Source organism: Ruegeria sp. G5 (assembly GCF_056533365.1).
On the sequence record NZ_JBQFOK010000004.1, the window covers coordinates 276123 to 296451 of the forward strand.

Below are 20329 nucleotides of genomic sequence, written 5' to 3' on the forward strand. Positions count from 1 at the left end.
ATTTAATCCCCCACAATCAGGGTGACAAAGTTTCCAAAAATAAGCAAAAAGCGAAATAAAGTTGCGTTACATATGTTGCATTTTGAATTCAGTCGGACTCGCCATGCTCACATTGACTACAGTGTTGAAACAGTAGGCGCATGTCTGTGAACGCAATCACAACCCCTGGTATATTATTGAGATTTAAAGTCACTCATAGCCCGAGTGGCCGCTAATTGCTCGTATTGGTGATTCGTTCACCACTGGGAAGCCAGGCCTCGCCGAATTTCAGATCAAAAAGCACGGTTTTGCGGAACGCCATCCTATCAGTTTGACAAGCAGCTTGACCATCCGGCGAAATGTCGTGAGGGTCGCGCCAATAAAAAAACCGGAGCAGGCATGGCCAAGACACCCCCGCCTTTCGCACCCTTTGAATGGAAAATCGCCTGGCGGTATCTGCGCGCCCGTCGCGCCGAAGGCGGTGTCAGTGTGATGACGTGGATTTCCTTGATCGGGATCACGCTTGCCGTTTTTGCCCTGATCGCAACGCTGGCCGTGCGCTCGGGATTTCGGGCCGAGTTTGTCGGGACCATCCTAGGGGCAAACGCGCATGTCACGGTTTATTCGGCGGGTGAGTTTGATGCGCAGGGTCGGGTAGACCGCACCATTGATGACTATGCTGAAATGGCCGAGCGCATTGCGCAGGTTCCCGGTGTGCAACGCGCGGCACCTTTGGTGAAAGGGCAGGTTCTGATCACCAATGGCGATCGCAGCAATGGTGTTGAGGTTTTTGGGATTGAACCCGACGATCTTCTGGATCTACCGGGCATTGCAGGCAGCGAGCAGGCCGTAGGCGATCTGGCCTTTTTCCTGAACGAAGAGGACGCGATCGCCATTGGCTCCGGTGTTGCCCGTAGTATCGGGGCGACGGTTGGGGATACAGTCAAGCTGACTTCGCCCAACGGTGTGAAGACACCGCTTGGGACATCCCCGCGCGTGAACGCCTACCGCGTAGTCTATATCTTTTCCGCAGGGCGGTATGACATCGACCGAACCCGGGTCTACATGCCGTTCGAGCGGGCACAAAGCTTTTTCAACCGCGAAGGCGTTGCGGACGAGATTGAGGTGATGGTCGATCAACCCGAGGATCTGACGCCGATCCTGATCCCCATCCTCGAGGCTGCAGGTGAGCGCAGTCAGATTTGGACGTGGCAGGACGCATCAGGCGGGTTCCTGCGCGCGCTTGAGGTTGAGGACAATGTGATGTTCATCATCCTGTCTATCCTTGTTCTGATTGCTGCGATGAACATCGTGTCTGGCCTGATCATGCTGGTAAAGAACAAGGGGCGCGACATCGGAATTCTGCGAACGATTGGCCTAAGCGAGGGGTCGGTTCTGCGAGTGTTTTTCATATGCGGCGCGTTTACTGGAATCATAGGAACTGTGATGGGCGTCCTGTTGGGCTGTCTTTTCGCGTTGTATATCGACCCGATCTTTTCCTTTGTGAATTTCGTGATGGGCGGAGGTGTTTGGGATCCGTCTATTCGCGGCATCTATGCGTTGCCGGCCGAGCTGCATCTGACGGATGTCCTCAAGGCCGTCGGGCTGTCGTTGGGTTTGTCTTTCTTCGTCACCTATTTTCCGGCCCGTCGCGCGGCGCGGCTGAACCCGGTTGAGGCGCTGCGCTATGAGTGATGTAACCATGCGGCTTGCGGGCCTGACCAAAAGCTATCTCAAAGGCACGCCGGGTGAGGTACAGGTGCTGCGCGGTGTCGATCTTGAACTGCGCTCAGGCGAGGCGGTGGCTCTGGTTGCGCCTTCGGGTGCCGGAAAGTCAACCTTGCTGCATATTGCGGGCCTGTTGGACACCCCGGATGCCGGTGTGGTCGAAATTGCGGGGCAGAACGTATCCGGCAAAGGGGACCGGACGCGAACCACGTTGCGACGGCAGGATGTGGGCTTTGTCTACCAGTTCCATCACTTGCTGCCGGAATTCACCGCGCTGGAAAACATCACTCTGCCGCAACTTGCGAACGGTGTGCCCGAGAACGCAGCGGTTGAGAGGGCAATGACCCTGTTGGGCCGTGTCGGCGTCGCCGAGCGCGCGGCGCACCGCCCGGCAGCGTTGTCCGGTGGTGAACAGCAACGGGTTGCGTTTTGCCGGGCGCTGGCCAATGCGCCGCGCATTCTGTTGGCTGATGAGCCGACGGGCAATCTGGATCCCGAAACATCGGATCAGGTGTTTGACGCCTTGATGGCCTTGGTTCGGGACGAGGGGCTATCAGCGCTTATCGCCACGCATAACATGGATCTAGCGGCACGCATGGACCGAAAGTTGAGACTGGAAGGCGGGATCCTCAGGCCAGTTGCGTAATGGCGACGCCGGCGGCCATCACTGCGATGCCGCTTGCGCGTAACCATGTCAGCGGCGTGACCTGAGCGCCAAACAGGCCGAAATGGTCAATGGCCGCCGCGCTAATTAACTGTCCGATCAGGACAAAGAACACGGCATTCCCGACACCGAAATGCGGGGCAACATGTGTGATCGATAAAACATAGAAAGCGATCAGAACGCCCCCGAGTAAAAGGTGTTTGGGCACCTCGGTCACTTTGGACAAGGCGGTCAGGCCCGGAAAAAGCACCATCACGGCAGCCGAGGACGCGAAAGCGATCGCAAACAAAACCACCGCAGCCGTGGTCGGAGAACCAATGAGCTTACCCAATGCGGCATTCAGAGCAGCAAGTATGGGAACACCGATCCCGGCGGCCAGCATGATGGCTGCATAATGTGTCATTGCCCGTATCCTCCCGCTTCGTTGATCTGGATCATTGCGCCAAGGGCGTCATCGGGCAAGCCTGCAAACGTCAATCTTGACAGGAGGATGCGATGATCAGGCCGATAATTGGCGCAGTTTCGATAGGGATGATGAGCTTGGCTAGCCAGGCTGCCGCGCAGGACGTGCAAATGGGGGCGGAGTTATTTCAGCACTACTGTGCGACATGTCATGGGCTTGATGCAAAGGGTGGCGGACCAATGGCCGGAGTGCTTGTTGTTCAGCCATCGGATCTGACACAGCTTGCAAATGAAGAAGGGGTTTTCCCGACCGCGCGCGTCGTCGCGCGTATAGATGGTCGCGACCCGCTGGTAAGTCATGGCAGCCCGATGCCTGTCTACGGACCTTACTTCGACGGACAGGATACCTCGATGAAAACGCCCGAGGGGCAGCCGATCCTGACCAGCCAGCCTATCGTTGATCTTGTTGCGTATCTTGAAACGCTGCAAAACCGCTGAGGACTAACTGCAAATCCCGTCAATCTCGGCATCAGCCCATGGGATGACCACTGCCCGTTCCCGGCGCTCACCGGGAAGGGGCGAAAGGTCGAAATGCGCGCCCAGCATGTCGTGCAGGCGCTGTGTCCTGGGAGCAGCAGGATCCAGCGCTCGGCAGCACACATATTCTTCGACGATCGCGCCCTGTTGCTCGAACCCGTAAGAGAGAAAGTCCGGCGAAGTGCTTAAATCAAAAAGGTAAGGGTCCTTGCTGCCGCCATGTTCAGCTGCGGCCCGAAGAGGGTGGTATCCCGTTGTCTTGCGGTTTTGCCATTGCCAGACATGCGTTAACTCATGCGCAAGCAGCATAGCGGCAATCAGGTTCATTTCCTCGGGGAAGTCGGACATATAGTCCTCAAGGTACCAGTCCTTTGTGAAGTAGACCTTGTTGAACAATGCAACCGCCGCTGGTTTGGCAGTGACCGGTCCTTCTTTTGGTGGGGGCAGAATACGCTCGCGGCATGCAAGGCGCGGACGGTTCTGGCGATAAAAGGTGATCGGTGCGACAGGCGCGCCTTCGACAAGGCGAACATTGCCGACGTCCAGAGTATCACCTTGAATGGCACTGGCAAACGCAATCTCTTGCTCGGTCAACGGGCGACCGCATGCGAAAAGAAAGACAAGACACGCCATCAAAAACAGTCGCAACATGATCAAAGCCTAATGCGTGTTTCCGCCTCTGCAACCCGTTTTCAGACACTCATTGCCAAAACGCGACTGATTTCAGTCAGAGACCGCCCGGATTGGTCCATCCAGGTGTTAAAAGCGGATTGGACCGCGGTCATCGCTTTCTTGGAGGTTGCCGCTTTGTCGATCACACCTTCAGCGACCAGGCGCGCAGTCACATCCTGCGATAGAATAAAGCTGTCCCGACCTGCAAAACGCATAGCATATTGCGCAGATGCACCGCCCAGACGCGAGCCGCGCTTACCCAACATCGCCAAAAGGCCAATGTAATCGCTGGATGGCCAACCGCCCAGAATTTTTCCCGCCCCACCTTCCTCGCGCAGTTCCAGAAGGAAGGCAGCGTTATCGCGTACAGTCGCGATTTTTGTACCGTTTCGAACGATGCGGGTGTCCTGCAAAAGCGAGTCGAACTTTTCATCGTCCATAAAGGCGCAGCGCCCGACATCAAAGCCGTCAAAGGCGGTCTCGAAGCCATCCCATTTGTTTTCGATGACCCGCCAGTTGAAGCCAGCCTGGAAAATGCACTTTGTCAGCACGGACAGCCAACGGTCTTCGGGCATTTCCTCCAACTCTTTGATGGACTTGGGCTTGCTGAGTTTTTCCTCCAGCGCATCTGGTCCACCGTGACGTTTGGCGGAAATTGCGAAAATCTCGTCAAAATGATGCATGTGCGGGCTCCTTCGCGCCTAACGTTGCTTTTCGGTGTGCTGGTGGCAAGGGCTGTGCATGATGTCCGCGTTTGCGAATTCAAGAAAAAATCTTTGCCACTTCGAAAAAAATACTCGACAAAACAGGTAATTCGGGTTTGTGATTGACTCGTCAATCAATAACCTGACCCAAAACAATGTGAAGACAAGAAAGGTCAAGGGGATCTGCGCATAAAGGCGGATGGGGACAAACGGGGCGTGTGCGGGCGAATTAATCCGCTTTGGATCACACAGATCGCTTTCCTTTTTCAGCCTATTTTGTGCATGTTGCGACATGGTATTGTCGTGAGACAAACGCTTCGCGATGCCGAGGCGCCAATAACAAAGAAGACAGGGAGAATGTTGATGAAAAAACTGAGTGTAAGCCTTTTGGCAATGACAGTTGCTGGTTCCGCCTACGCTGCTGACATGGGTGCGGTGGATGAGCCGATCAAACTGGCCGTCAACGAATGGACCGGTCAGCACGTAACGACGCATGTCGCAGGCGAAATGCTGAAAGCCGCGGGATACAACGTGGAATATGTGACCGCAGGCATGATGAACCAGTTTCAGGCGTTGGCTGATGGTGACATTGATGCGACGTTGGAAATCTGGTCGTCGAACGTGTCAGACGAGTACGCAAAGAAAGTCGAAGAGGGCACGGTCGTTGAGATCGGCGATCTGGGTCTGGACGCCAAAGAAGGCATTGCATACCCGGCCCATGTCGCCGAGCTGTGCCCGGGCCTGCCTGCATGGGAAGCCCTGAAAGAATGCGCGCAGGTCTTTGCCACGGCAGAAACATTGCCGGGTGGACGTCTGGTCGATTATCCCGCCGATTGGGGTACTCCGGGTGCCGATCGTATGACCGGTCTGGAACTTCCGTTCAAAGCGGTTCCTGCAGGGTCTGAGGGCGCATTGATCGCCGAACTCCGCGCGTCGACCGAGCGCAAGTCGCCATTGCTGATCACCTTCTGGCAGCCACATTGGGCCATGTCGGCCTATGACGTGCAGTTCGTCGACCTGCCAGTCGGCGAAGAGGCGTGCTTCAACGATCCGGCATGGGGCCCGAACCCCAACGCGGTGAATGACTGCGATTTCTCACCTTCGCGTATCTTCAAAGCCAGCTGGAGCGGTATGGAAGACAAATGGCCGGCGGCCTTTGAAATCCTCAGCAACTACCAATTGGCGGTCGAGGATCAGCAGCCAATGATGGGGGCCATCGACGTTGACGGTGGTAAAGTCGAAGAGGTCGTCGCGGCATGGATGGCCGAAAACGAAGGCAAGTGGCGCCCGGTTGTTGACGCTGCAACCCAGTGAGCCTGCCTAAGTGACTGACGCTAAAACGCCAGCCATTGCCTGCCAGAACCTCTGGCAGGTCTTTGGCCCCGGTGCTGAAAAGGCCCTGACCGACGCGCTGTCTCGGTCAGGGAATGATGCGGACAAAGCAGCTGCTGATCTGCGGGAAAACGGGTTTATCCCCGCCGTGCAGGATGCCAATTTCGAAGTTAAGGAAGGCGAGCTGTTCGTCATCATGGGGTTGTCCGGTTCGGGCAAGTCCACGTTGATACGATGCATATCGCAGCTTTTGCCCGGGACGGGTGGTGCAATTCGCGTTGACGGTGAAAACGTGATGGGTGCGTCAAAAAAGGTTTTGACGGACCTGCGCCGCAAAAAGCTGGGCATGGTATTCCAGCATTTCGGCCTGTTTCCCCATATGACCGTCGCGGAAAACGTGGCTTATCCGCTGCGCGTGCAAGGTGTCGGCAAAACTGAGCGCTTGGCGCGTGCGCAAGAGGTCATTTCACTGGTGGGCCTGGAAGGCCGCGAGGATAGTTTCCCCCGCCAGTTGTCAGGTGGTCAAAGGCAGCGTGTCGGGATTGCACGGTCCTTGGCTGTTAACCCGGATATCTGGTTTCTGGACGAGCCATTCTCGGCGCTTGATCCACTCATCCGCCGCCAGTTGCAGGATGAATTTCTGCGTATTCAGGCGACGCTGAAGAAATCTATCGTGTTCATAACGCACGACATTCAGGAAGCGTTGAAGCTGGCTGACCGAATCGCGATCATGCGCGATGGCAAGATCGTTCAGATCGGCACGCCCACGGATATCGTGCTGCGCCCCGTGGATGATTACGTGCGAGAGTTTTCGAAAGACGTGGCCAAGGGGCAGCATGCCAAGGTTGCTTCGGTCATGCGCGACGAGGCCGAGCGCGGCCCGGACGATCCGGGTCTGACGACCTCGATGACGCTGGACGCCGCCTTGGCGCATTGCATGGAGCTTTATGAGCCCGTGCCGGTGCGCGATGAGGCGGGCAATATCGTCGGCACCGTTCATCCGTCAGACTTGGCCGCCGCGTTGCAGGTAGACGAGACATGACTGCGCTTACCGATATTCCCGCACAACAGGTGCGTTTAACTGTTGGCGCAAAGGCAGCGTTGATCACGGTTGTTGTCGGTGCAGTTTGTTTGGCACTGGAAGGTGTTGCGCCTTGGTTGGTCAAATGGCCGACTGCATGGGAATTACCAGCAACCCAATGGGTTGGGGTGTTCCTGGATTGGTTTCTGAACGGCATCAAACCGGTCATGCGGCTGTTTTCCGATCTGATGGCCTATCCGATGGACGCAGCCAATTTCGTGTTGGCGAACACACCCTGGCCAATTCTGATTGGATTGGTGACGGCGCTGGGCTGGTACCTTGGTGGTCTGCCGATGGCGGCGTTGGGCTTTTTGGGCCTGAGCTTTGTACTGGCCTCAGGGTATTGGGCCGAAAGCATGAATACGCTGGCGCTGGTGGCCGTTTCGGTCCCCGTAGCGCTGGTGGTCGGCGGGGCGATCGGCATCCTCGCCAATGAAATCCCTCGGGTGAAGTCGTTCGTTCAGGCGGTGTTGGACGTCATGCAGACAGTGCCAACTTTCGCCTATCTGACACCATTGCTGTTGTTGTTTGGCTTTGGTCCGGTGGTAGGTCTGATCGCCTCGGCCATCTATGCTGCCCCGCCAATGGCTCGCAACGTGATGCTCGGGCTCGAGCGGGTAGAGCCCGAGATCAAAGAGGCCGCGATCATGTCCGGCGGCACTCGGTTTCAGCAACTGTTTCAAGTGGAAATCCCCGCGGCCGCGACGCAGATCATGATCGGCGTGAACCAGTGCCTTATGGCTGCTCTTTCGATGGTTATCATCGCCGCTGTCATCGGTGGTTTTAACGATATCGGGTGGGAAGTCCTGCTCACCATGCGCAAGGCGCAGTTCGGCGAATCCCTGATGGCCGGCTTGGTCATCGTTGTGTTTGCAGTCGTCATAGACCGTATGAGCGGAACCCTTGCGACCGAGCGCAAACGCCATGATCGACGCGTTGTCTGGGCCATGCTGGGCTTTGCTGTGTTGTTCACTGTCGCCTTTTGGGCTTGGTTGCCGAACCCCTCGGAACTGACCGTGCTCGACCCGATGGCCGAAGCCATCGACAGTGGCTTGACGGCTTTCACACAAGCTAATGGTCCTTGGTTGGATGCGTTCAAGAACAATGCGCTGTTCTACGTACTTTTGCCGTTGCGTATAGGGCTGGATCAGGCCGTTCTGCCATTCACTTGGGGGTTCCAATGGACAGCAGGAATGAGCTATGGCCTGTTCGCTGTCGGTGCTGTTATTGCCGGTCTGATGGCATGGCGCGGGCACCTGACCGGCGGGTTGGTTGTGCTAATCCTCATCGGCATGTTGGAAACTGGCATTTCCAACCTTCCGTGGCCTTTCGTCCTGACCGCTACCGCTGCCCTCAGCTATGTTGCCGGAGGGTGGCGTCTTGCTGCTTTGTCCGTTGGGCTGCTCTGCACCATTCTTGTTTCGGGCCTGTGGGAGAGGGCGCTGTTGTCGCTCTACCTCAGCGGTGCTGCGGTGTTCGCCTGTGCCATTGTCGGCGGCTTGATCGGTTTGGCCAGTGCAGTCTGGTCGCCAGTGTGGAGTGTCGTTCGACCGATTTGCGATATGCTGCAGACGATACCGCTGTTCGTCTTTCTGATCCCGGTTTTGATGGTGTTTCAGATCGGCGAATTCTCGGCCTTTCTTGCAATCTGTGCCTACGCGGTTGTGCCGATGATCCGGTACACTCGTCACGGGCTGGTAAACACACCAGAAGAAATGATGGAGGCCGCTATTTCCAGTGGCGCGACCGAATGGCAAATCATGCGGGACGTGCGCGCACCCTATGCCGCGCCGACCATCTTGCTGGGATTGAACCAGACCATCCTTTACGCTTTTGCGATGCTTGTGATCGCGGCGCTGATCGGGACCACCGGTCTGGGCCAGTCGATCTATCTCGCGTTAGGGCAGGCGGATGTCGGGCTTGGAATTTCCGCCGGTGCCGCGATGGCGATACTGGCGCTAATCGCAGATCGAATGGTTCAGGGCTTTGCCGAAGAACGCCGCAAAGCTTTGGGGCTATGATCAGGGGTAGGGGCGGTTGTGCCGCCCCGCCTCGTGACATAGCCGAATACGACATCGTCCTTGTGACCTGAGCTGAATGCAACCTAGTCCCTAATGTCTTGGTTGATCCCGCGCAGACGCATTAATTCCGAGGCAATATCGCTTGGCAAAACCTCAGCTCAGGGCTGCAATTCACCGTTTTGTTCCTCTTGCACGCAGCTTTGATTGGTCTGTCGCCCGTGTTGTAGCGTGCAGGAGTGGCCGATTGGGGGCATGCGTGCTATCTGGTTTGTCACACTAACATTACGAGGGTCTCTGAATGCACCTGGCCTATGTCACCACCACCGACCGCGGAGCGACGGATCGTCTACTCAGCGCTGCTGCCGAACATCTTCTGAAATCCGGCGCGCGATTGGCCGGTGTGGTGCAGACGAACACTGAATGCGCTGACAGCAGCAAATGCGACATGGATGTCCGCGTTCTGCCCGAGGGCGATACCATACGTATTTCTCAGTCTCTTGGAACCCAGTCCCGCGGCTGTCGGCTGGACCCGGCCGCTTTGGAACAAGCCGTGGGACATGTGACCGCTTCGCTGGAGGATGCACCGCAGCTTTTGATCGTCAATAAGTTTGGCAAACATGAGGCCGATGGGCGTGGCTTCCGCCCCGTGATCGCCGAGGCGCTGGCGCAGGACATACCGGTTCTGGTCGGAGTAAACGGCTTGAACATAGAGAAGTTCCAAGCCTTCACAGACGGCGCCGCAGAAGAGGTAGTGCCCGAGCTGGATGCCGTAATCGAGTGGTTCGAGCGCGTCACGGCGCAAAGCTCTGCGGCGGCTTGAGTGTCGGCAGATGAGTGGGTGTTCCAGACCTTTGGGTCGGGAACACCTCCTTCGCTTAGTGGCGCTCTGTCTTTCTTTTCGAGTGTCGAGCACGCACGTCAATGAAGGCTTTAGCCAATACGAGTCGACAATTAGCCGCGGTGGTCCAAAGACAAGGTGTTCTCTCTGCAGCTAACCCGAACCCATCCTTAGAACGGTCTGCGGGGACACTCCTTGGCCGCTCCTTAGATTCGGAAAGCTCGTTTCGAAGCTAGTGTTTTGTAAGAGGACAACGCAGATTGACTAAGGGCCCTTGCTGTAGGGAACCACCATAGCATTCAAGGCCCGAGCTTTAGTCCAAATCTCTGGGAAGCTTGTAAAAGTGGTGGGCGACCCTGGAATCGAACCAGGCGTGCGTCTCCGCGAGGGAGTTACAGTCCCCTGCCACACCTTGCGGCCTGTCGCCCACTGTCAGGCGTTGCACCTGACGTGGAGGCGTGATTACTAGCGCCTTAAAGGAGCGTCAACAGGAAAATACCGCTTTGACGCAGGAAACCGAATTCCCGGCCCGGAGGCCCAAGAAATGAAGAAACCCAAGTGGGTCGTTGAAAAGGAACAGGCGCGCAAGGCGGCCTCGGCTGAAACTGTTTGGTTGTTCGGATTGCATGCCGTGCGCGATGCGCTGATGAACCCAAACCGCAAGAAACTGCGCCTTATTGTGACGCGAAACGCGCAAGACAAACTGGCCGAAGCCATTGAATTCGCTGCAATCATCCCCGAGATGGTGGATCCGCGCAAATTCACGGCACCGATTGATCCGGGTTCTGTTCACCAAGGGGCCGCACTGGAAGTCAAACCTTTGGATTGGGGAGGGCTGGCCGAGAACTGTATCGGCCGTGCGCATCCTCGGGTCATTCTACTGGACCGGGTTACCGATCCGCATAACGTGGGTGCGATTCTACGCTCGGCCGAGGTTTTGGGGGCCAGTGCAGTTATTGGAACCCGGCATCATTCGGCACCGGAAACCGGGGCGTTGGCCAAGACGGCCAGTGGCGCACTGGAACGTCAGCCTTACCTGCGCGTCAGAAACTTGGCGGACGCGATTGTCGCGCTGCAGGATATGGGCTTTCTGGTTTTGGGGCTGGATGGCGAAGCTGAGCAGACCATTGAAACAGCTCTGGATGACAAGCTGGATCATCCCGTTGCGTTGGTATTGGGGGCCGAAGGGCCTGGTTTGCGGCAAAAAACCAAAGAGACAGTCGATCAATTGGTGAAAATCGACGCATCGGGCGGATTTGGATCGCTGAACGTCTCAAATGCTGCCGCAATCGCATTATATGCTTCACGACACAGATAAACAGGAGAGCGCCATTTCCACGCCTTCGAAAATCGCCACGTGCTGCTATTGCGGTACCCGAGCTGCGCTGGTTCTGAAAGGAAAACAGCGACATGAACTCAGTTGCTCTAGCTGCGGAGCACCTCTGCATGATCTGAAGATGGTGCCCAAGCGGAAACTGAACGACTCAAAACCCAAGCGTGAATCATTCAAACCCTCGAAAGGGTACAAAAACAAAAAGAAGAAAAAGGGTATGTTCTCGCGTGTCCTGGATGAAGCTTGGGATGCGATCGAAGATATTTTCGACTAACGCTGCTTTATTCACACACGAGCGATCACATCCGCGTTAATGCGAGTTTCAGATGTGTAAATAAATTGCATCTTGTTAGGCTGATTTCTTAAACACGATGCGATGATGATGAACCGACGCTTTCTTCTTGGCGCACTGACCGCCGCTGTACTTGCTCCTGCTGCGTTCGCGCAGGACTTGCCTGTCTTTTACAAGACGGATGGCGCAGCTATGGCAGGTTACGATGCGGTTTCGTATTTCAATAGCGGTACGCCTGTTCGTGGACTTCCAGAGTATTCCGTTGTTTGGAAGGGGGCAGAGTGGCACTTTGCTTCGGCTGAAAACCGGGATGCTTTCGAAATGAACCCCCGTGCATACGCGCCGCAATTCGGTGGGTACTGCGCATTTGCCATGGCGCAAGGCAAGCTGGTCAGTACTGATCCGAATCTGTGGCAGGTCATCGATGGGCGTTTGTACCTGACGCACTCGCCGGAAATCGAAAAAAGGTGGCAACGCGATACGGCCGGATACATCCGCATGGCCGAGGCCAATTGGCCCGTTGTGCTCTACGAAAAATAGGCTGTTTTCCGCTTTTCGTGATCTGTCATCACAAAAACGCGCACCCCCTCTTTTTTTCTCCGATCTCGTGCTTAAATGTCACAGTGACCGCGGAACGGAACTGCCGCGGGTCATTTCACTGTCCCTCGTTCCAACACCTTGCGCCCGGGTCTTTACCTGGGCGCTTTTTTCTTTTGCGTCCTGCGCATAGGGTGGCGACATGGCCGACTACACTGATGCATTTCTAAAAGACATCCTGCGACGCACGAAAACTGTGGCTGTCGTGGGCGTTTCGATGAACCCCGTCCGCCCTAGCTATTACGTGGCGCGCTACCTGTCGTTAAAGGGCTACAAGGTCATTCCGATAAATCCAGGTCACGCGGGCAAAGAGTTATTTGGTGAAAAGGTGCGCGCGTCGCTGTCCGAGATTTCCGAGCCTGTCGACATGGTTGATATCTTCCGCCGCTCTGAGTCGGTACCGCCTATCGTAGACGAGGCCTTGGCCGAGCTGCCCCAGTTGCGCACGATTTGGATGCAGATCGGCGTTGAACATCAAGAGGCTGCAGCCGCTGCCAGCGCACGTGGCGTGGATGTGGTTATGAACCGCTGTCCAAAGATCGAATATCAGCGCCTGTTCGGTGAATTGCGTATGGGTGGTTTTGCGACCGGTGTAATTTCGTCCAAACTGTAGGGTTAGTTTGCGACGTAAGGTTTAAGTTCGCCGTATTGTTCCAGCCGTCGTTTTTCCAAAACGATTTCCCGGGGAACCCATTCGTAACGTGTGTCCTCAGCCAGCGGGGCCCAGTACAGAACCCCACCGTATCGCCAGGGGTCGAGTACAATTCCGTCGTACATTGTATCGCCTTTGCGGCTGATAAGAGCGGTGCTGTGGTCGATGCGAAATGGGTTGTCGGCATTTGCGATTGCGCGGTGCAGGTCCAACGTCTCGAAGTTTTCCTGACCCAAACGCCGCTCAATATCTTCGGCCCAATGCCAACACAGCCCACGCGGGCGCAGGCCCTTGTTGACCTTCGCATTGTGTATCAGTGGAGGATCCGTGATTTCATATTCCTCGACCAACTGCGCAGTGTAGGCGTAGGCGATTTGGGCTGCACGACGGGCCTCAGTAGGATCAACGCCCGGGCCGAGGCTGAGGATCTCGGCCTCTAGTCGCTGAACCTCATCCCCGTTTGACGTCGGCGCGGTGGCGCACGCGCCCAAAGCGGTTAATGCCAGCCCAAGCAGTAATGCTCTGATCATGTCACAGCCTTCGGATCGTCCATCTAACCTGATCAGACTAGGCGAGGATGTGCATGCCGTCACGCCTTTGGACGCGCGGCTTTCTCGTCGATCCCACTGATCCCTTGACGACGGGCCAACTCATCCAGCACTTCGTCCAGCGTAACGTTCCGTGCGGCCAGCATCACAAGCAGATGGTACAGCACGTCGGCCGCCTCGGATGTCAGCTTTGCCTGATCGCCTTTCGCGGCCTCGATGATGGCTTCGATGGCTTCTTCACCGAATTTCTCGGCGCATTTCTCCGGGCCTTTCGCCAGCAGCTTTGCTGTCCAGCTGCTGTCGGGATCGGCCCCTTTGCGCGCTTCGATTGTTGCGGCCAGTTCGTGCAAAATGCTCATGTCAGCCTCATCGGGATGCCCGCGGCAGCCATGTGTTCCTTGGCTTCGCGGATCGTGTACTCACCAAAATGGAAGATCGAAGCCGCAAGCACAGCGCTTGCTCCACCCTCGGTTACCCCTTCTACAAGATGGTCCAGATTGCCGACGCCGCCTGATGCGATGACCGGCACGGCAACCGCGTCCGAAATTGCGCGAGTCAGTGGCAGGTTGAACCCGGCCTTTGTGCCGTCTCGATCCATTGACGTCAGCAGGATTTCACCTGCGCCTTTTGCGACCACGGTCTTCGCAAACTCTACCGCGTCAATTCCGGTTGGTTTGCGCCCTCCGTGGGTAAAGATCTCCCACTTGCCGGGACTGACAGTTTTTGCGTCAATGGCACAGACGATGCATTGACTGCCGAATTGGTCGGCGGCTTCTGCGATGACGTCGGGGTTGGCTACTGCGGCCGAATTGAAACTGACCTTATCCGCCCCCGCCAACAACAGGGCGCGTACGTCGTCTTTGGTGCGCACACCGCCACCGACGGTCAACGGAACAAAGCATTGCTCAGCCGTGCGTTGGACCACGTCAAACATCGTCCCACGGTTTTCATGGGTGGCATGGATGTCCAGAAAACAGATCTCGTCCGCGCCAGCCGCGTCATAGGCCTTGGCTGATTCCACCGGGTCGCCTGCATCGCGCAGGCCAACGAAATTCACACCTTTGACGACGCGGCCATCAGCGACGTCCAGACAGGGGATAATGCGCGTTTTCAGCATAATAAGTCCTTTGTTCAGCGCACCTTTACCGGCAACGCCCCGCCGATGCCAGACTTGTGATTGTGATGTCACGTGAAGCTATGGAAATTAAGGGTGAAATTCATGAAAAGGAATAACGATATGCGACACCTTTTGCTTGCTTCAATCCTAACTCTGGGAGGCACCCTGTCCGCCATGGCCGACGACATCATCAAAGTAAAAACTGAAAAATCAGTGCCTGAGGTGCTGGATGCGCTGGAGGCCGCGGTCGGCAATGCCGGAGCAACCGTCTTTGCACGCATCGATCATGCGGCAGGCGCTGAAAAGGTGGGTACACCGATTCCGCCCAACCAGGTGCTGATCTTTGGCAACCCAAAGCTTGGCACGCCTGCCATGCAGATAGACCCGCGCGCAGGCTTGTTCCTGCCGCTCAAGGTGCAAGCCTATGAGGATGCCGATGGTCAGGTCTGGTTGATCTATGAAGACCCAAAAGAAACCATGGATGACTTTGACGAGGTCGAAAAAGCACCGGTTATCGAAAAGATGCGCGGCGCATTGGCGAAACTGACCGCTGCCGCCGCTCAGTAATCCTTGTGGCGCGCCGGTTCTTCGTTGGGCTGGCGCGCTAAGTCCTCCGCAGGTTTTGGGTAGAAGCCTGCATGTGTTAGACTAACGGCATTTCTAACACCTATTGGGAGGATTTTTTATGACTATACGCCCTAGTTTCCTATCTGTTTCCGCAGCTTTAGCTTTGGTGCTGACATTTAGCTCTGATGCGCAGGCGCAAGATTTCATGACGCAGAAAGAGCTTTTGGCCACGTTCCCGGGATCAACCCTTTCGGGTATCTCGAATACCGATGGTAAAACCCCTTGGGCGCAGGCGTACAGCACCGGACGCAAAAAGGGAAAAATTGCCGGCAACTATGGGGGGTCAAAATATGACGCCAAATGGTATGTCGAAGGCGATCAATGGTGCGAAGACTGGGGTAGTGGGTCAGGCTGCTGGCAAGTTGTACAGACCGGCGAAAAAGAGTTCGAAATGTACAAAGATGGCAAGCCTTTGAAAAATCGCTGGAAGATGAAGTAACCTCCCAGACGAAGCGCCCCGGTATCAGGGGCGCTTGATTGCTTCCAAAGCTTCGGCAAGGTCAATGGCACCATCGTAAAGGGCACGACCCGAGATGGCGCCGTTTAGCTCGACGCCGCAATCGCGCAGCGCGATAAGGTCATCCAGTGAACTGACCCCGCCTGATGCAATGACGGGAATCGACACGGCCTTTGCCAAGGCTGCGGTTGCCTCGACATTGGGGCCTTGCATAGCACCGTCGCGGTTGATGTCCGTATAGATAATCGCGGCAACGCCAGCGTCCTCGAAACTGCGGGCCAAGTCGGTGACTTGGACGTTGGTTTCTTCGGCCCAGCCTTTGGTGGCGACCATACCGTTTCGTGCATCTATTCCGACGGCAACTTTGCCCGGGAAGGCTTTTGCGGCTTGTCGAACCAGATCGGGATTCTCGACAGCAACAGTTCCCAGAATGACGCGGGCCAATCCCTTTTCGATCCACGTCTCGATCGTGGCCATGTCGCGAATTCCGCCGCCCAACTGGGCCGGTACGTTGCACGCAGCCAAAATCGCTTCGACCGGGGCGGCGTTGACGGGCTCGCCCGCAAATGCGCCGTTCAGATCGACAAGGTGCAACCAATCGCACCCTGCATCGACGAAGGCACGCGCCTGTGCTGCTGGGTCTTCGTTGAAAACCGTTGCTTTGTCCATTTCACCGCGCAGCAGGCGTACGGCCTGGCCGTCTTTTAGGTCGATGGCGGGGTAGAGGATCATGTTGGGCGGCCCTATATCACTGTTACATGCGCGGCATATCGCACATGCAGGGCAGGGGATGCAACGCGACGCTGGGTCATTCTTGCCCGATTGCAAGCGACGGGCCAGACTGGGCGCAAATCAGGGAGAACACCATGAAGAAAGTTACACTTGCCGCCACCTTCGCGATGCTGGCAACAGGCGCAATGGCAGCGGATCCGGTTGACGGCCTGTGGAAGACAGAGCCGGGTGATACGGGTGGCTATTTACACGTCACCATCGCGGAATGTGGTAGCGCGATTTGCGGCACTATCGACACCGCTTTCGATGCTGATGGCAACGAGCAGTTGGAATACGAAAACCTGGGTAAGCAGATCATCTGGGACATGATCCCGGAAGGCAGCGGTAGCTATGATGACGGTAAGATCTGGGCACCTGATCGCGGCAAGACCTATAGCTCGAAAATGACGTTGGATAGTCAGAACGAGTTGACCGTCAAAGGCTGCGTCGCTGGGGGTTTGGTCTGCCGTGGGCAGACCTGGACACGCGTTCAATAAACGTTCAGGGCATCCAGGTCAGGAAGTTTCCGATCATGCGCAGTCCCACGTCCTGACTTTTCTCGGGGTGGAACTGCATACCGACCATTGTGTCGCGGCCGACGACGGCCGTGACCTCTTGGCCGTAGTCAACATAAGCCAGACGCTGTGCGGGATCTGTCACGCGGAAATGGTATGAGTGAACGAAATAGGTGTGGTCGCCTGTTTCCACACCAGCAAAGACCGGATGGGCGTTCTCAATAATCAAATTGTTCCAACCCATATGGGGGACCTTCAGCGCGCTGTCCGAGGGTTCGATGCGTACCACGTCGCCCGCAATCCAGCCCAAACCATCGGTTTCGCTGTATTCGTGACCCTTGGAGGCCATCAGTTGCATGCCAACGCAAATTCCCAAAAACGGACGGCCCTTTTGTTCGACCGCCTCGACCATTGCGTCATAAATGCCTTTGTGACCGCGCAACTCGGCAGCACAGGCCGGAAATGCGCCATCACCGGGCAGCACCAGACGGTCCGCACTGGCGACTACATCTGCGTCCGAGGTCACCACAACCTCTCCCGCGTCAACCTCTTGCGCCATACGCTGAAACGCTTTTTCAGCCGAGTGCAGATTACCGCTCTCGTAGTCGATAATTGCCGTTAGCATTTACAATGCGCCTTTGGTGGACGGAATCGCATCGGCTTTGCGTGGATCGGTTTCAACCGCCAACCGCAGGGCGCGCGCGACGGCTTTAAAGGCCGCCTCGGCGATGTGGTGGCTGTTGAAGCCGTGCAATTGATCAATATGCAGCGTGATGCCGCCATGCGTGCTGAGTGCCTGAAAGAACTCGCGCACCAGCTCGGTGTCGAATGTGCCGATCTTGGGAGTTGGCAGGTCCACGTTCCAGATCAGAAACGGACGCCCCGACAGATCAAGGGCGCAGCGCACCTGCGCGTCATCCATAGGCAAGTGGCATTCGCCATAACGACGTATGCCTTTCTTGTCCCCCAGTGCCTGCGTCAGCGCCTGACCCAGAGCAATCCCTGTATCTTCGACAGTGTGGTGGTCGTCGATGTGGTAATCGCCCTTGGCGCGGATCGTCATATCAATCAACGAATGGCGCGCCAGCTGGTCCAGCATGTGGTCAAAGAAGCCAACGCCGGTCTGGTTGTCATACTGGCCTGTTCCATCCAGATTGACCTCGACCGAGATTTCAGTCTCGGCGGTTTGGCGGCTGATCTTTGCGCTGCGCATGGGCGAATTCCTTTTGCTACACGCGCGCTTATAGACGGGGAAGGGTAAGGTTTTCCAGAGCGCTTGGCGCAATCCGTTCAAACTGTTGCAGGGGATTGCGCCTCGGCGCGGGCCGTGCCAGCCTGCGGGCAACACGAACCAACAAGGCCCGGCCCATGTCCACCTGCGTTTTCATCCAAATCCGTTGCAAACCCGGAACCACCTACAAAGTGGCCGAGGAAATCGCCCTGCGCGAAATCCACTCAGAGCTTTATTCTACAAGTGGCGAATATGACCTGCTGTTGAAACTCTATATCCCGCAGAACGAGGATGTAGGGCACTTCATCAACGAAAACCTGCTGGTGATTCCCAATATTGAACGGTCACTAACCACAATGACCTTCAAGGCGTTCTAACCCAATTCAGAGGTTGTGACGCCAAAGACCCGGTTCAGATCGATGTCTGGCTGGTGGTTGGAATACATACGAGCAGTCTCTGATATTTTGTCCAGCCCAAGCTGCCCCGCAAGGGCCAAAGCAGCGTCGTTGGGTTGCGGCATGTCGACGAAAACTTCAAAGTCGCGATGCTCGACCGGCAAGGCGGCAAACAGGCTGGCCAACAGGGCCTGTGCAATGCCGGCATCATCGGCAAACAGCGGGCCAACCTTATAGCCCGATCGGCAGGGGCGTAGCGTGGCGTATCCACGGATCTGCCCGTTTTCAGTATACGCGCGCGAGATATGGTTAGGCGCACCAAGCCAGCTCTGCAAAAACGCATCCCTTGAGGCGGGGAAAAGCTGGCGGTCATATGCCTTAAGGCCATCCGATGCATCGTTCACAGGCGCTATGCCTTTTCCCAAAACCTGGCCGAGCTTTGGCAAAATCTCTCGAATCGTCGCGCCATAGCGGTGATTGTTGTTGGCCAGCGCAAAGCCTGATCTTTCGCAGTAGTCTTGTTGCGCAAGCACGCAGTCCAGCCCCACATTCCGCCCCTCACAATGGGCCAGCGCGTGTTGTGCAATTTGCGATCCATGGCCGTTGTGGCGAAACTCGGGCTTCACGAGGCAAAAACCCAGAAAAGAAAATGCATCATCATAATTCACTGCTGATGCGCAGGCGATCATTTCCCCGTCTAGAAATCCGCCTAGAAATCCTTCGGGGTCTGTAGACCGAAAACACTCGGCATCCTTCGTACCTGGATTCCAACCTTCTTGCCCCGCCCAATCCACAGCCTGTTTCAACTCTCCGGCCGAGAGCGCGCGAACGCTGAAATGCGACATACCAATAATCCTGCAATCGTTAACGCCCTTAGATTGGCGCAACTGCTTGCAATACACCAGTAAAGTTTCAAACCGATTGTTCTTGGAAGGTTTGTATCTGGAGCGGGCGAGGCGATTCGAACGCCCGACCCTAACCTTGGCAAGGTTATGCTCTACCCCTGAGCTACGCCCGCATCAGATACATTTTCTGGTCCGAAGACCTCTCAATGGAGCGGGCGAGGCGATTCGAACGCCCGACCCTAACCTTGGCAAGGTTATGCTCTACCCCTGAGCTACGCCCGCGCCGTTGAGTGAGGAGGGATGTATTAATTCCCAAGCTGGGCTGCAAGCGGAAAAACGCAAAATCGGGGAAAAATCTTTCGACGGAAAACCGCGGGCTGCACGTTTCAATCATAGAGTACTGCAAAAACAATAATGATCGAGGAGAGGACATGACATCTATAGCTGACTTCAAGATGGCGCTCTTGGCGGCATTAATCGTTCTGACTTCTGCGTTTTGTGCACAGGACAAGGACAGGTTGGGCGATGTGCAACCCGTCTCTCCGGACGCGCCTGCAGTTGAAACACGCGTTTTGCTGAGTTGATCCTGTCAGGCTAGGTCAAATCGCCAGAACAAGGTTTGAAACTGCCGCGACCAGAATCGCGGTGAACGTCAGCACCATGCCGATCTGGCGCAGGATCACAATCTGCGGGTTGCGTCCAAATCCATAGGCATGCAGGACACGACCGCCAAGCAATGTCAGCCCAAGCAGGTTCAGAAACAGGTTTCCCGCGCCCTGCAGTTCAACCATCAGGATCAGCAACAGGGCAAAGGGCGTGTATTCCACAAAGTTGGAATGCGTTCGTATCGCCTTGAGCATGGCCGAATTGCCGCCATCCCCATAGGAAATCTTGTCGCTGCGGCGCTGGCTGATCACTTTGAAGCTGAGGGCAATATACAGCAATGCAAGCAGAGCGGCGTAGATTGGCGTGACGGTCAGCATGCGACAAT

General features: G+C 56.2%; 27 protein-coding genes and 3 tRNA genes. 16 read left to right on the forward strand and 14 right to left on the reverse strand.

All coding sequences use genetic code 11. The features are described 5' to 3' along the window. The first annotated feature begins 378 nt into the window (after positions 1-378). Both ACR0BD_RS09440 and ACR0BD_RS09445 read left to right on the forward strand, forming a co-directional pair. Entirely contained in the window at positions 379-1674 is a 1296-nt protein-coding gene (locus tag ACR0BD_RS09440; protein ID WP_480830116.1) for a lipoprotein-releasing ABC transporter permease subunit, read from the forward strand. Continuing rightward, the gene (locus ACR0BD_RS09445) at positions 1667-2353 is read left to right on the forward strand and encodes an ABC transporter ATP-binding protein (RefSeq protein WP_480830117.1); all 687 of its coding nucleotides are present in this window, start codon (positions 1667-1669) and stop codon (positions 2351-2353) included. Before ACR0BD_RS09440 ends, ACR0BD_RS09445 begins: the two co-directional genes overlap by 8 nt. On the opposite strand, the gene ACR0BD_RS09450 is transcribed toward ACR0BD_RS09445, so the two are convergent. Next, complete coding sequence (locus ACR0BD_RS09450) at positions 2337-2774, reverse strand: DMT family transporter (RefSeq protein ID WP_480696181.1); 438 nt, start codon at positions 2772-2774, stop codon at positions 2337-2339. The two genes, ACR0BD_RS09445 and ACR0BD_RS09450, sit on opposite strands and share 17 nt — an antisense overlap. A gap of 92 nt (positions 2775-2866) precedes the next feature. On the opposite strand from ACR0BD_RS09450, the gene ACR0BD_RS09455 reads away from it, so the two are divergent. Next, a complete protein-coding gene (locus ACR0BD_RS09455; protein ID WP_480696179.1) occupies positions 2867-3271 on the forward strand; it encodes a c-type cytochrome in 405 nt (134 codons plus the stop codon). Positions 3272-3274: 3 nt separating this feature from the next. On the opposite strand, the gene ACR0BD_RS09460 is transcribed toward ACR0BD_RS09455, so the two are convergent. Beyond that, positions 3275-3961 carry a hypothetical protein gene (locus ACR0BD_RS09460; protein WP_480830118.1) on the reverse strand — a complete coding sequence of 229 codons (687 nt, stop codon included), beginning with the start codon at positions 3959-3961 and terminating at the stop codon, positions 3275-3277. A gap of 41 nt (positions 3962-4002) precedes the next feature. Then, positions 4003-4665, reverse strand: a complete 663-nt coding sequence (locus tag ACR0BD_RS09465; RefSeq protein ID WP_480830119.1) for a DNA-3-methyladenine glycosylase I — start codon at positions 4663-4665, stop codon at positions 4003-4005. 384 nt (positions 4666-5049) lie between these two features. On the opposite strand from ACR0BD_RS09465, the gene ACR0BD_RS09470 reads away from it, so the two are divergent. The 4 genes from ACR0BD_RS09470 to ACR0BD_RS09485 all read left to right on the forward strand — a co-directional run bounded on the left by ACR0BD_RS09470 (position 5050) and on the right by ACR0BD_RS09485 (position 9940). After that, entirely contained in the window at positions 5050-6000 is a 951-nt protein-coding gene (locus ACR0BD_RS09470) for an ABC transporter substrate-binding protein (protein WP_480696173.1), read from the forward strand. A 10-nt stretch (positions 6001-6010) separates the two neighbouring features. Further along, on the forward strand, positions 6011-7060 hold the full coding sequence (locus ACR0BD_RS09475; RefSeq protein ID WP_480830120.1) for a quaternary amine ABC transporter ATP-binding protein: 1050 nt from the start codon (positions 6011-6013) through the stop codon (positions 7058-7060). Continuing rightward, positions 7057-9120: an ABC transporter permease gene (locus ACR0BD_RS09480; protein WP_480830121.1), complete on the forward strand. Its 2064-nt coding sequence runs from the start codon at positions 7057-7059 to the stop codon at positions 9118-9120. The genes ACR0BD_RS09475 and ACR0BD_RS09480 overlap by 4 nt, the downstream gene beginning before the upstream one ends. A gap of 298 nt (positions 9121-9418) precedes the next feature. Next, entirely contained in the window at positions 9419-9940 is a 522-nt protein-coding gene (locus tag ACR0BD_RS09485) for a DUF2478 domain-containing protein (RefSeq protein WP_480696167.1), read from the forward strand. 362 nt (positions 9941-10302) lie between these two features. Here ACR0BD_RS09485 and ACR0BD_RS09490 read toward each other — a convergent pair. Continuing rightward, positions 10303-10386: transfer RNA gene (locus ACR0BD_RS09490), tRNA-Tyr, on the reverse strand. A gap of 116 nt (positions 10387-10502) precedes the next feature. Here ACR0BD_RS09490 and rlmB point away from each other — a divergent pair. From rlmB to ACR0BD_RS09510, 4 genes are all read left to right on the forward strand, one after another. After that, positions 10503-11276, forward strand: coding sequence for a 23S rRNA (guanosine(2251)-2'-O)-methyltransferase RlmB (gene rlmB / locus ACR0BD_RS09495; RefSeq protein ID WP_480830122.1), 774 nt, complete (start codon positions 10503-10505; stop codon positions 11274-11276). Beyond that, a complete protein-coding gene (locus ACR0BD_RS09500; RefSeq protein WP_480696163.1) occupies positions 11257-11565 on the forward strand; it encodes a hypothetical protein in 309 nt (102 codons plus the stop codon). The genes rlmB and ACR0BD_RS09500 overlap by 20 nt, the downstream gene beginning before the upstream one ends. 108 nt (positions 11566-11673) lie before the next feature. Next, on the forward strand, positions 11674-12123 hold the full coding sequence (locus ACR0BD_RS09505) for a YHS domain-containing (seleno)protein (protein WP_480696161.1): 450 nt from the start codon (positions 11674-11676) through the stop codon (positions 12121-12123). Between the two features lie 199 nt (positions 12124-12322). Further along, a complete protein-coding gene (locus ACR0BD_RS09510; protein WP_480830123.1) occupies positions 12323-12793 on the forward strand; it encodes a CoA-binding protein in 471 nt (156 codons plus the stop codon). Positions 12794-12795: 2 nt separating this feature from the next. On the opposite strand, the gene ACR0BD_RS09515 is transcribed toward ACR0BD_RS09510, so the two are convergent. From ACR0BD_RS09515 to hisF, 3 genes are read right to left on the reverse strand one after another with little or no spacing between them, the layout of a single operon-like run. Continuing rightward, entirely contained in the window at positions 12796-13362 is a 567-nt protein-coding gene (locus ACR0BD_RS09515) for a hypothetical protein (RefSeq protein ID WP_480830124.1), read from the reverse strand. 59 nt (positions 13363-13421) lie between these two features. Continuing rightward, a complete protein-coding gene (locus tag ACR0BD_RS09520) occupies positions 13422-13739 on the reverse strand; it encodes a phosphoribosyl-ATP diphosphatase (RefSeq protein WP_480830125.1) in 318 nt (105 codons plus the stop codon). After that, the gene (gene hisF, locus ACR0BD_RS09525; RefSeq protein ID WP_480696153.1) at positions 13736-14497 is read right to left on the reverse strand and encodes an imidazole glycerol phosphate synthase subunit HisF; all 762 of its coding nucleotides are present in this window, start codon (positions 14495-14497) and stop codon (positions 13736-13738) included. The genes ACR0BD_RS09520 and hisF overlap by 4 nt, the downstream gene beginning before the upstream one ends. 120 nt (positions 14498-14617) lie before the next feature. Between hisF and ACR0BD_RS09530 the strand changes: the two genes are divergently transcribed. Together ACR0BD_RS09530 and ACR0BD_RS09535 are read left to right on the forward strand one after the other, a co-directional pair. After that, the gene (locus ACR0BD_RS09530) at positions 14618-15064 is read left to right on the forward strand and encodes a DUF302 domain-containing protein (protein WP_480696151.1); all 447 of its coding nucleotides are present in this window, start codon (positions 14618-14620) and stop codon (positions 15062-15064) included. A gap of 118 nt (positions 15065-15182) precedes the next feature. Further along, positions 15183-15563, forward strand: coding sequence for a hypothetical protein (locus ACR0BD_RS09535; RefSeq protein WP_480830126.1), 381 nt, complete (start codon positions 15183-15185; stop codon positions 15561-15563). Positions 15564-15587: 24 nt separating this feature from the next. Here the strand turns inward: ACR0BD_RS09535 and hisA are convergent, their stop codons facing one another. Then, positions 15588-16313 (reverse strand): 1-(5-phosphoribosyl)-5-[(5-phosphoribosylamino)methylideneamino]imidazole-4-carboxamide isomerase, encoded by a 726-nt coding sequence (hisA, locus tag ACR0BD_RS09540; protein WP_480830127.1) that lies wholly within the window; start codon positions 16311-16313, stop codon positions 15588-15590. Positions 16314-16447: 134 nt separating this feature from the next. Here hisA and ACR0BD_RS09545 point away from each other — a divergent pair, with 134 nt between their 5' ends. Further along, positions 16448-16849: a DUF2147 domain-containing protein gene (locus ACR0BD_RS09545; RefSeq protein ID WP_480830128.1), complete on the forward strand. Its 402-nt coding sequence runs from the start codon at positions 16448-16450 to the stop codon at positions 16847-16849. Positions 16850-16853: 4 nt separating this feature from the next. Here the strand turns inward: ACR0BD_RS09545 and hisH are convergent, their stop codons facing one another. After that, positions 16854-17492, reverse strand: coding sequence for an imidazole glycerol phosphate synthase subunit HisH (gene hisH, locus ACR0BD_RS09550; protein ID WP_480830129.1), 639 nt, complete (start codon positions 17490-17492; stop codon positions 16854-16856). Next, positions 17493-18080 carry an imidazoleglycerol-phosphate dehydratase HisB gene (hisB, locus tag ACR0BD_RS09555; protein WP_480589924.1) on the reverse strand — a complete coding sequence of 196 codons (588 nt, stop codon included), beginning with the start codon at positions 18078-18080 and terminating at the stop codon, positions 17493-17495. Positions 18081-18235: 155 nt separating this feature from the next. Between hisB and ACR0BD_RS09560 the strand changes: the two genes are divergently transcribed. After that, the gene (locus ACR0BD_RS09560; protein ID WP_480696142.1) at positions 18236-18475 is read left to right on the forward strand and encodes an Lrp/AsnC ligand binding domain-containing protein; all 240 of its coding nucleotides are present in this window, start codon (positions 18236-18238) and stop codon (positions 18473-18475) included. Here the strand turns inward: ACR0BD_RS09560 and ACR0BD_RS09565 are convergent. From ACR0BD_RS09565 to ACR0BD_RS09575, 3 genes are all read right to left on the reverse strand, one after another. Then, the gene (locus ACR0BD_RS09565) at positions 18472-19338 is read right to left on the reverse strand and encodes a GNAT family N-acetyltransferase (protein WP_480830130.1); all 867 of its coding nucleotides are present in this window, start codon (positions 19336-19338) and stop codon (positions 18472-18474) included. The genes ACR0BD_RS09560 and ACR0BD_RS09565 overlap by 4 nt on opposite strands. Positions 19339-19436: 98 nt before the next feature. Next, a tRNA-Gly gene (locus ACR0BD_RS09570) sits at positions 19437-19511 on the reverse strand. 34 nt (positions 19512-19545) lie between these two features. After that, positions 19546-19620: transfer RNA gene (locus tag ACR0BD_RS09575), tRNA-Gly, on the reverse strand. Positions 19621-19769: 149 nt separating this feature from the next. Here ACR0BD_RS09575 and ACR0BD_RS09580 point away from each other — a divergent pair. Continuing rightward, on the forward strand, positions 19770-19922 hold the full coding sequence (locus ACR0BD_RS09580; RefSeq protein WP_480830131.1) for a hypothetical protein: 153 nt from the start codon (positions 19770-19772) through the stop codon (positions 19920-19922). Positions 19923-19937: 15 nt separating this feature from the next. Here ACR0BD_RS09580 and ACR0BD_RS09585 read toward each other — a convergent pair whose 3' ends face one another. After that, on the reverse strand, positions 19938-20321 hold the full coding sequence (locus ACR0BD_RS09585) for an MAPEG family protein (RefSeq protein WP_480696136.1): 384 nt from the start codon (positions 20319-20321) through the stop codon (positions 19938-19940). Positions 20322-20329: the final 8 nt, after the last annotated feature.

Excerpts from the sequence above, each read along its gene's own strand:
- ACR0BD_RS09440 (WP_480830116.1), top strand. The coding sequence starts at position 379 with ATGGCCAAGACACCCCCGCCTTTCGCACCCTTTGAATGGAAAATCGCC.
- ACR0BD_RS09445 (WP_480830117.1), top strand. The coding sequence starts at position 1,667 with ATGAGTGATGTAACCATGCGGCTTGCGGGCCTGACCAAAAGCTATCTC.
- ACR0BD_RS09450 (WP_480696181.1), bottom strand. The coding sequence starts at position 2,774 with ATGACACATTATGCAGCCATCATGCTGGCCGCCGGGATCGGTGTTCCC.
- ACR0BD_RS09455 (WP_480696179.1), top strand. The coding sequence starts at position 2,867 with ATGATCAGGCCGATAATTGGCGCAGTTTCGATAGGGATGATGAGCTTG.
- ACR0BD_RS09460 (WP_480830118.1), bottom strand. The coding sequence starts at position 3,961 with ATGTTGCGACTGTTTTTGATGGCGTGTCTTGTCTTTCTTTTCGCATGC.
- ACR0BD_RS09465 (WP_480830119.1), bottom strand. The coding sequence starts at position 4,665 with ATGCATCATTTTGACGAGATTTTCGCAATTTCCGCCAAACGTCACGGT.
- ACR0BD_RS09470 (WP_480696173.1), top strand. The coding sequence starts at position 5,050 with ATGAAAAAACTGAGTGTAAGCCTTTTGGCAATGACAGTTGCTGGTTCC.
- ACR0BD_RS09480 (WP_480830121.1), top strand. The coding sequence starts at position 7,057 with ATGACTGCGCTTACCGATATTCCCGCACAACAGGTGCGTTTAACTGTT.
- ACR0BD_RS09485 (WP_480696167.1), top strand. The coding sequence starts at position 9,419 with ATGCACCTGGCCTATGTCACCACCACCGACCGCGGAGCGACGGATCGT.
- rlmB (WP_480830122.1), top strand. The coding sequence starts at position 10,503 with ATGAAGAAACCCAAGTGGGTCGTTGAAAAGGAACAGGCGCGCAAGGCG.
- ACR0BD_RS09500 (WP_480696163.1), top strand. The coding sequence starts at position 11,257 with ATGCTTCACGACACAGATAAACAGGAGAGCGCCATTTCCACGCCTTCG.
- ACR0BD_RS09505 (WP_480696161.1), top strand. The coding sequence starts at position 11,674 with ATGAACCGACGCTTTCTTCTTGGCGCACTGACCGCCGCTGTACTTGCT.
- ACR0BD_RS09510 (WP_480830123.1), top strand. The coding sequence starts at position 12,323 with ATGGCCGACTACACTGATGCATTTCTAAAAGACATCCTGCGACGCACG.
- ACR0BD_RS09515 (WP_480830124.1), bottom strand. The coding sequence starts at position 13,362 with ATGATCAGAGCATTACTGCTTGGGCTGGCATTAACCGCTTTGGGCGCG.
- ACR0BD_RS09520 (WP_480830125.1), bottom strand. The coding sequence starts at position 13,739 with ATGAGCATTTTGCACGAACTGGCCGCAACAATCGAAGCGCGCAAAGGG.
- hisF (WP_480696153.1), bottom strand. The coding sequence starts at position 14,497 with ATGCTGAAAACGCGCATTATCCCCTGTCTGGACGTCGCTGATGGCCGC.
- ACR0BD_RS09530 (WP_480696151.1), top strand. The coding sequence starts at position 14,618 with ATGCGACACCTTTTGCTTGCTTCAATCCTAACTCTGGGAGGCACCCTG.
- ACR0BD_RS09535 (WP_480830126.1), top strand. The coding sequence starts at position 15,183 with ATGACTATACGCCCTAGTTTCCTATCTGTTTCCGCAGCTTTAGCTTTG.
- hisA (WP_480830127.1), bottom strand. The coding sequence starts at position 16,313 with ATGATCCTCTACCCCGCCATCGACCTAAAAGACGGCCAGGCCGTACGC.
- ACR0BD_RS09545 (WP_480830128.1), top strand. The coding sequence starts at position 16,448 with ATGAAGAAAGTTACACTTGCCGCCACCTTCGCGATGCTGGCAACAGGC.
- hisH (WP_480830129.1), bottom strand. The coding sequence starts at position 17,492 with ATGCTAACGGCAATTATCGACTACGAGAGCGGTAATCTGCACTCGGCT.
- hisB (WP_480589924.1), bottom strand. The coding sequence starts at position 18,080 with ATGCGCAGCGCAAAGATCAGCCGCCAAACCGCCGAGACTGAAATCTCG.
- ACR0BD_RS09560 (WP_480696142.1), top strand. The coding sequence starts at position 18,236 with ATGTCCACCTGCGTTTTCATCCAAATCCGTTGCAAACCCGGAACCACC.
- ACR0BD_RS09565 (WP_480830130.1), bottom strand. The coding sequence starts at position 19,338 with ATGTCGCATTTCAGCGTTCGCGCGCTCTCGGCCGGAGAGTTGAAACAG.
- ACR0BD_RS09580 (WP_480830131.1), top strand. The coding sequence starts at position 19,770 with ATGACATCTATAGCTGACTTCAAGATGGCGCTCTTGGCGGCATTAATC.
- ACR0BD_RS09585 (WP_480696136.1), bottom strand. The coding sequence starts at position 20,321 with ATGCTGACCGTCACGCCAATCTACGCCGCTCTGCTTGCATTGCTGTAT.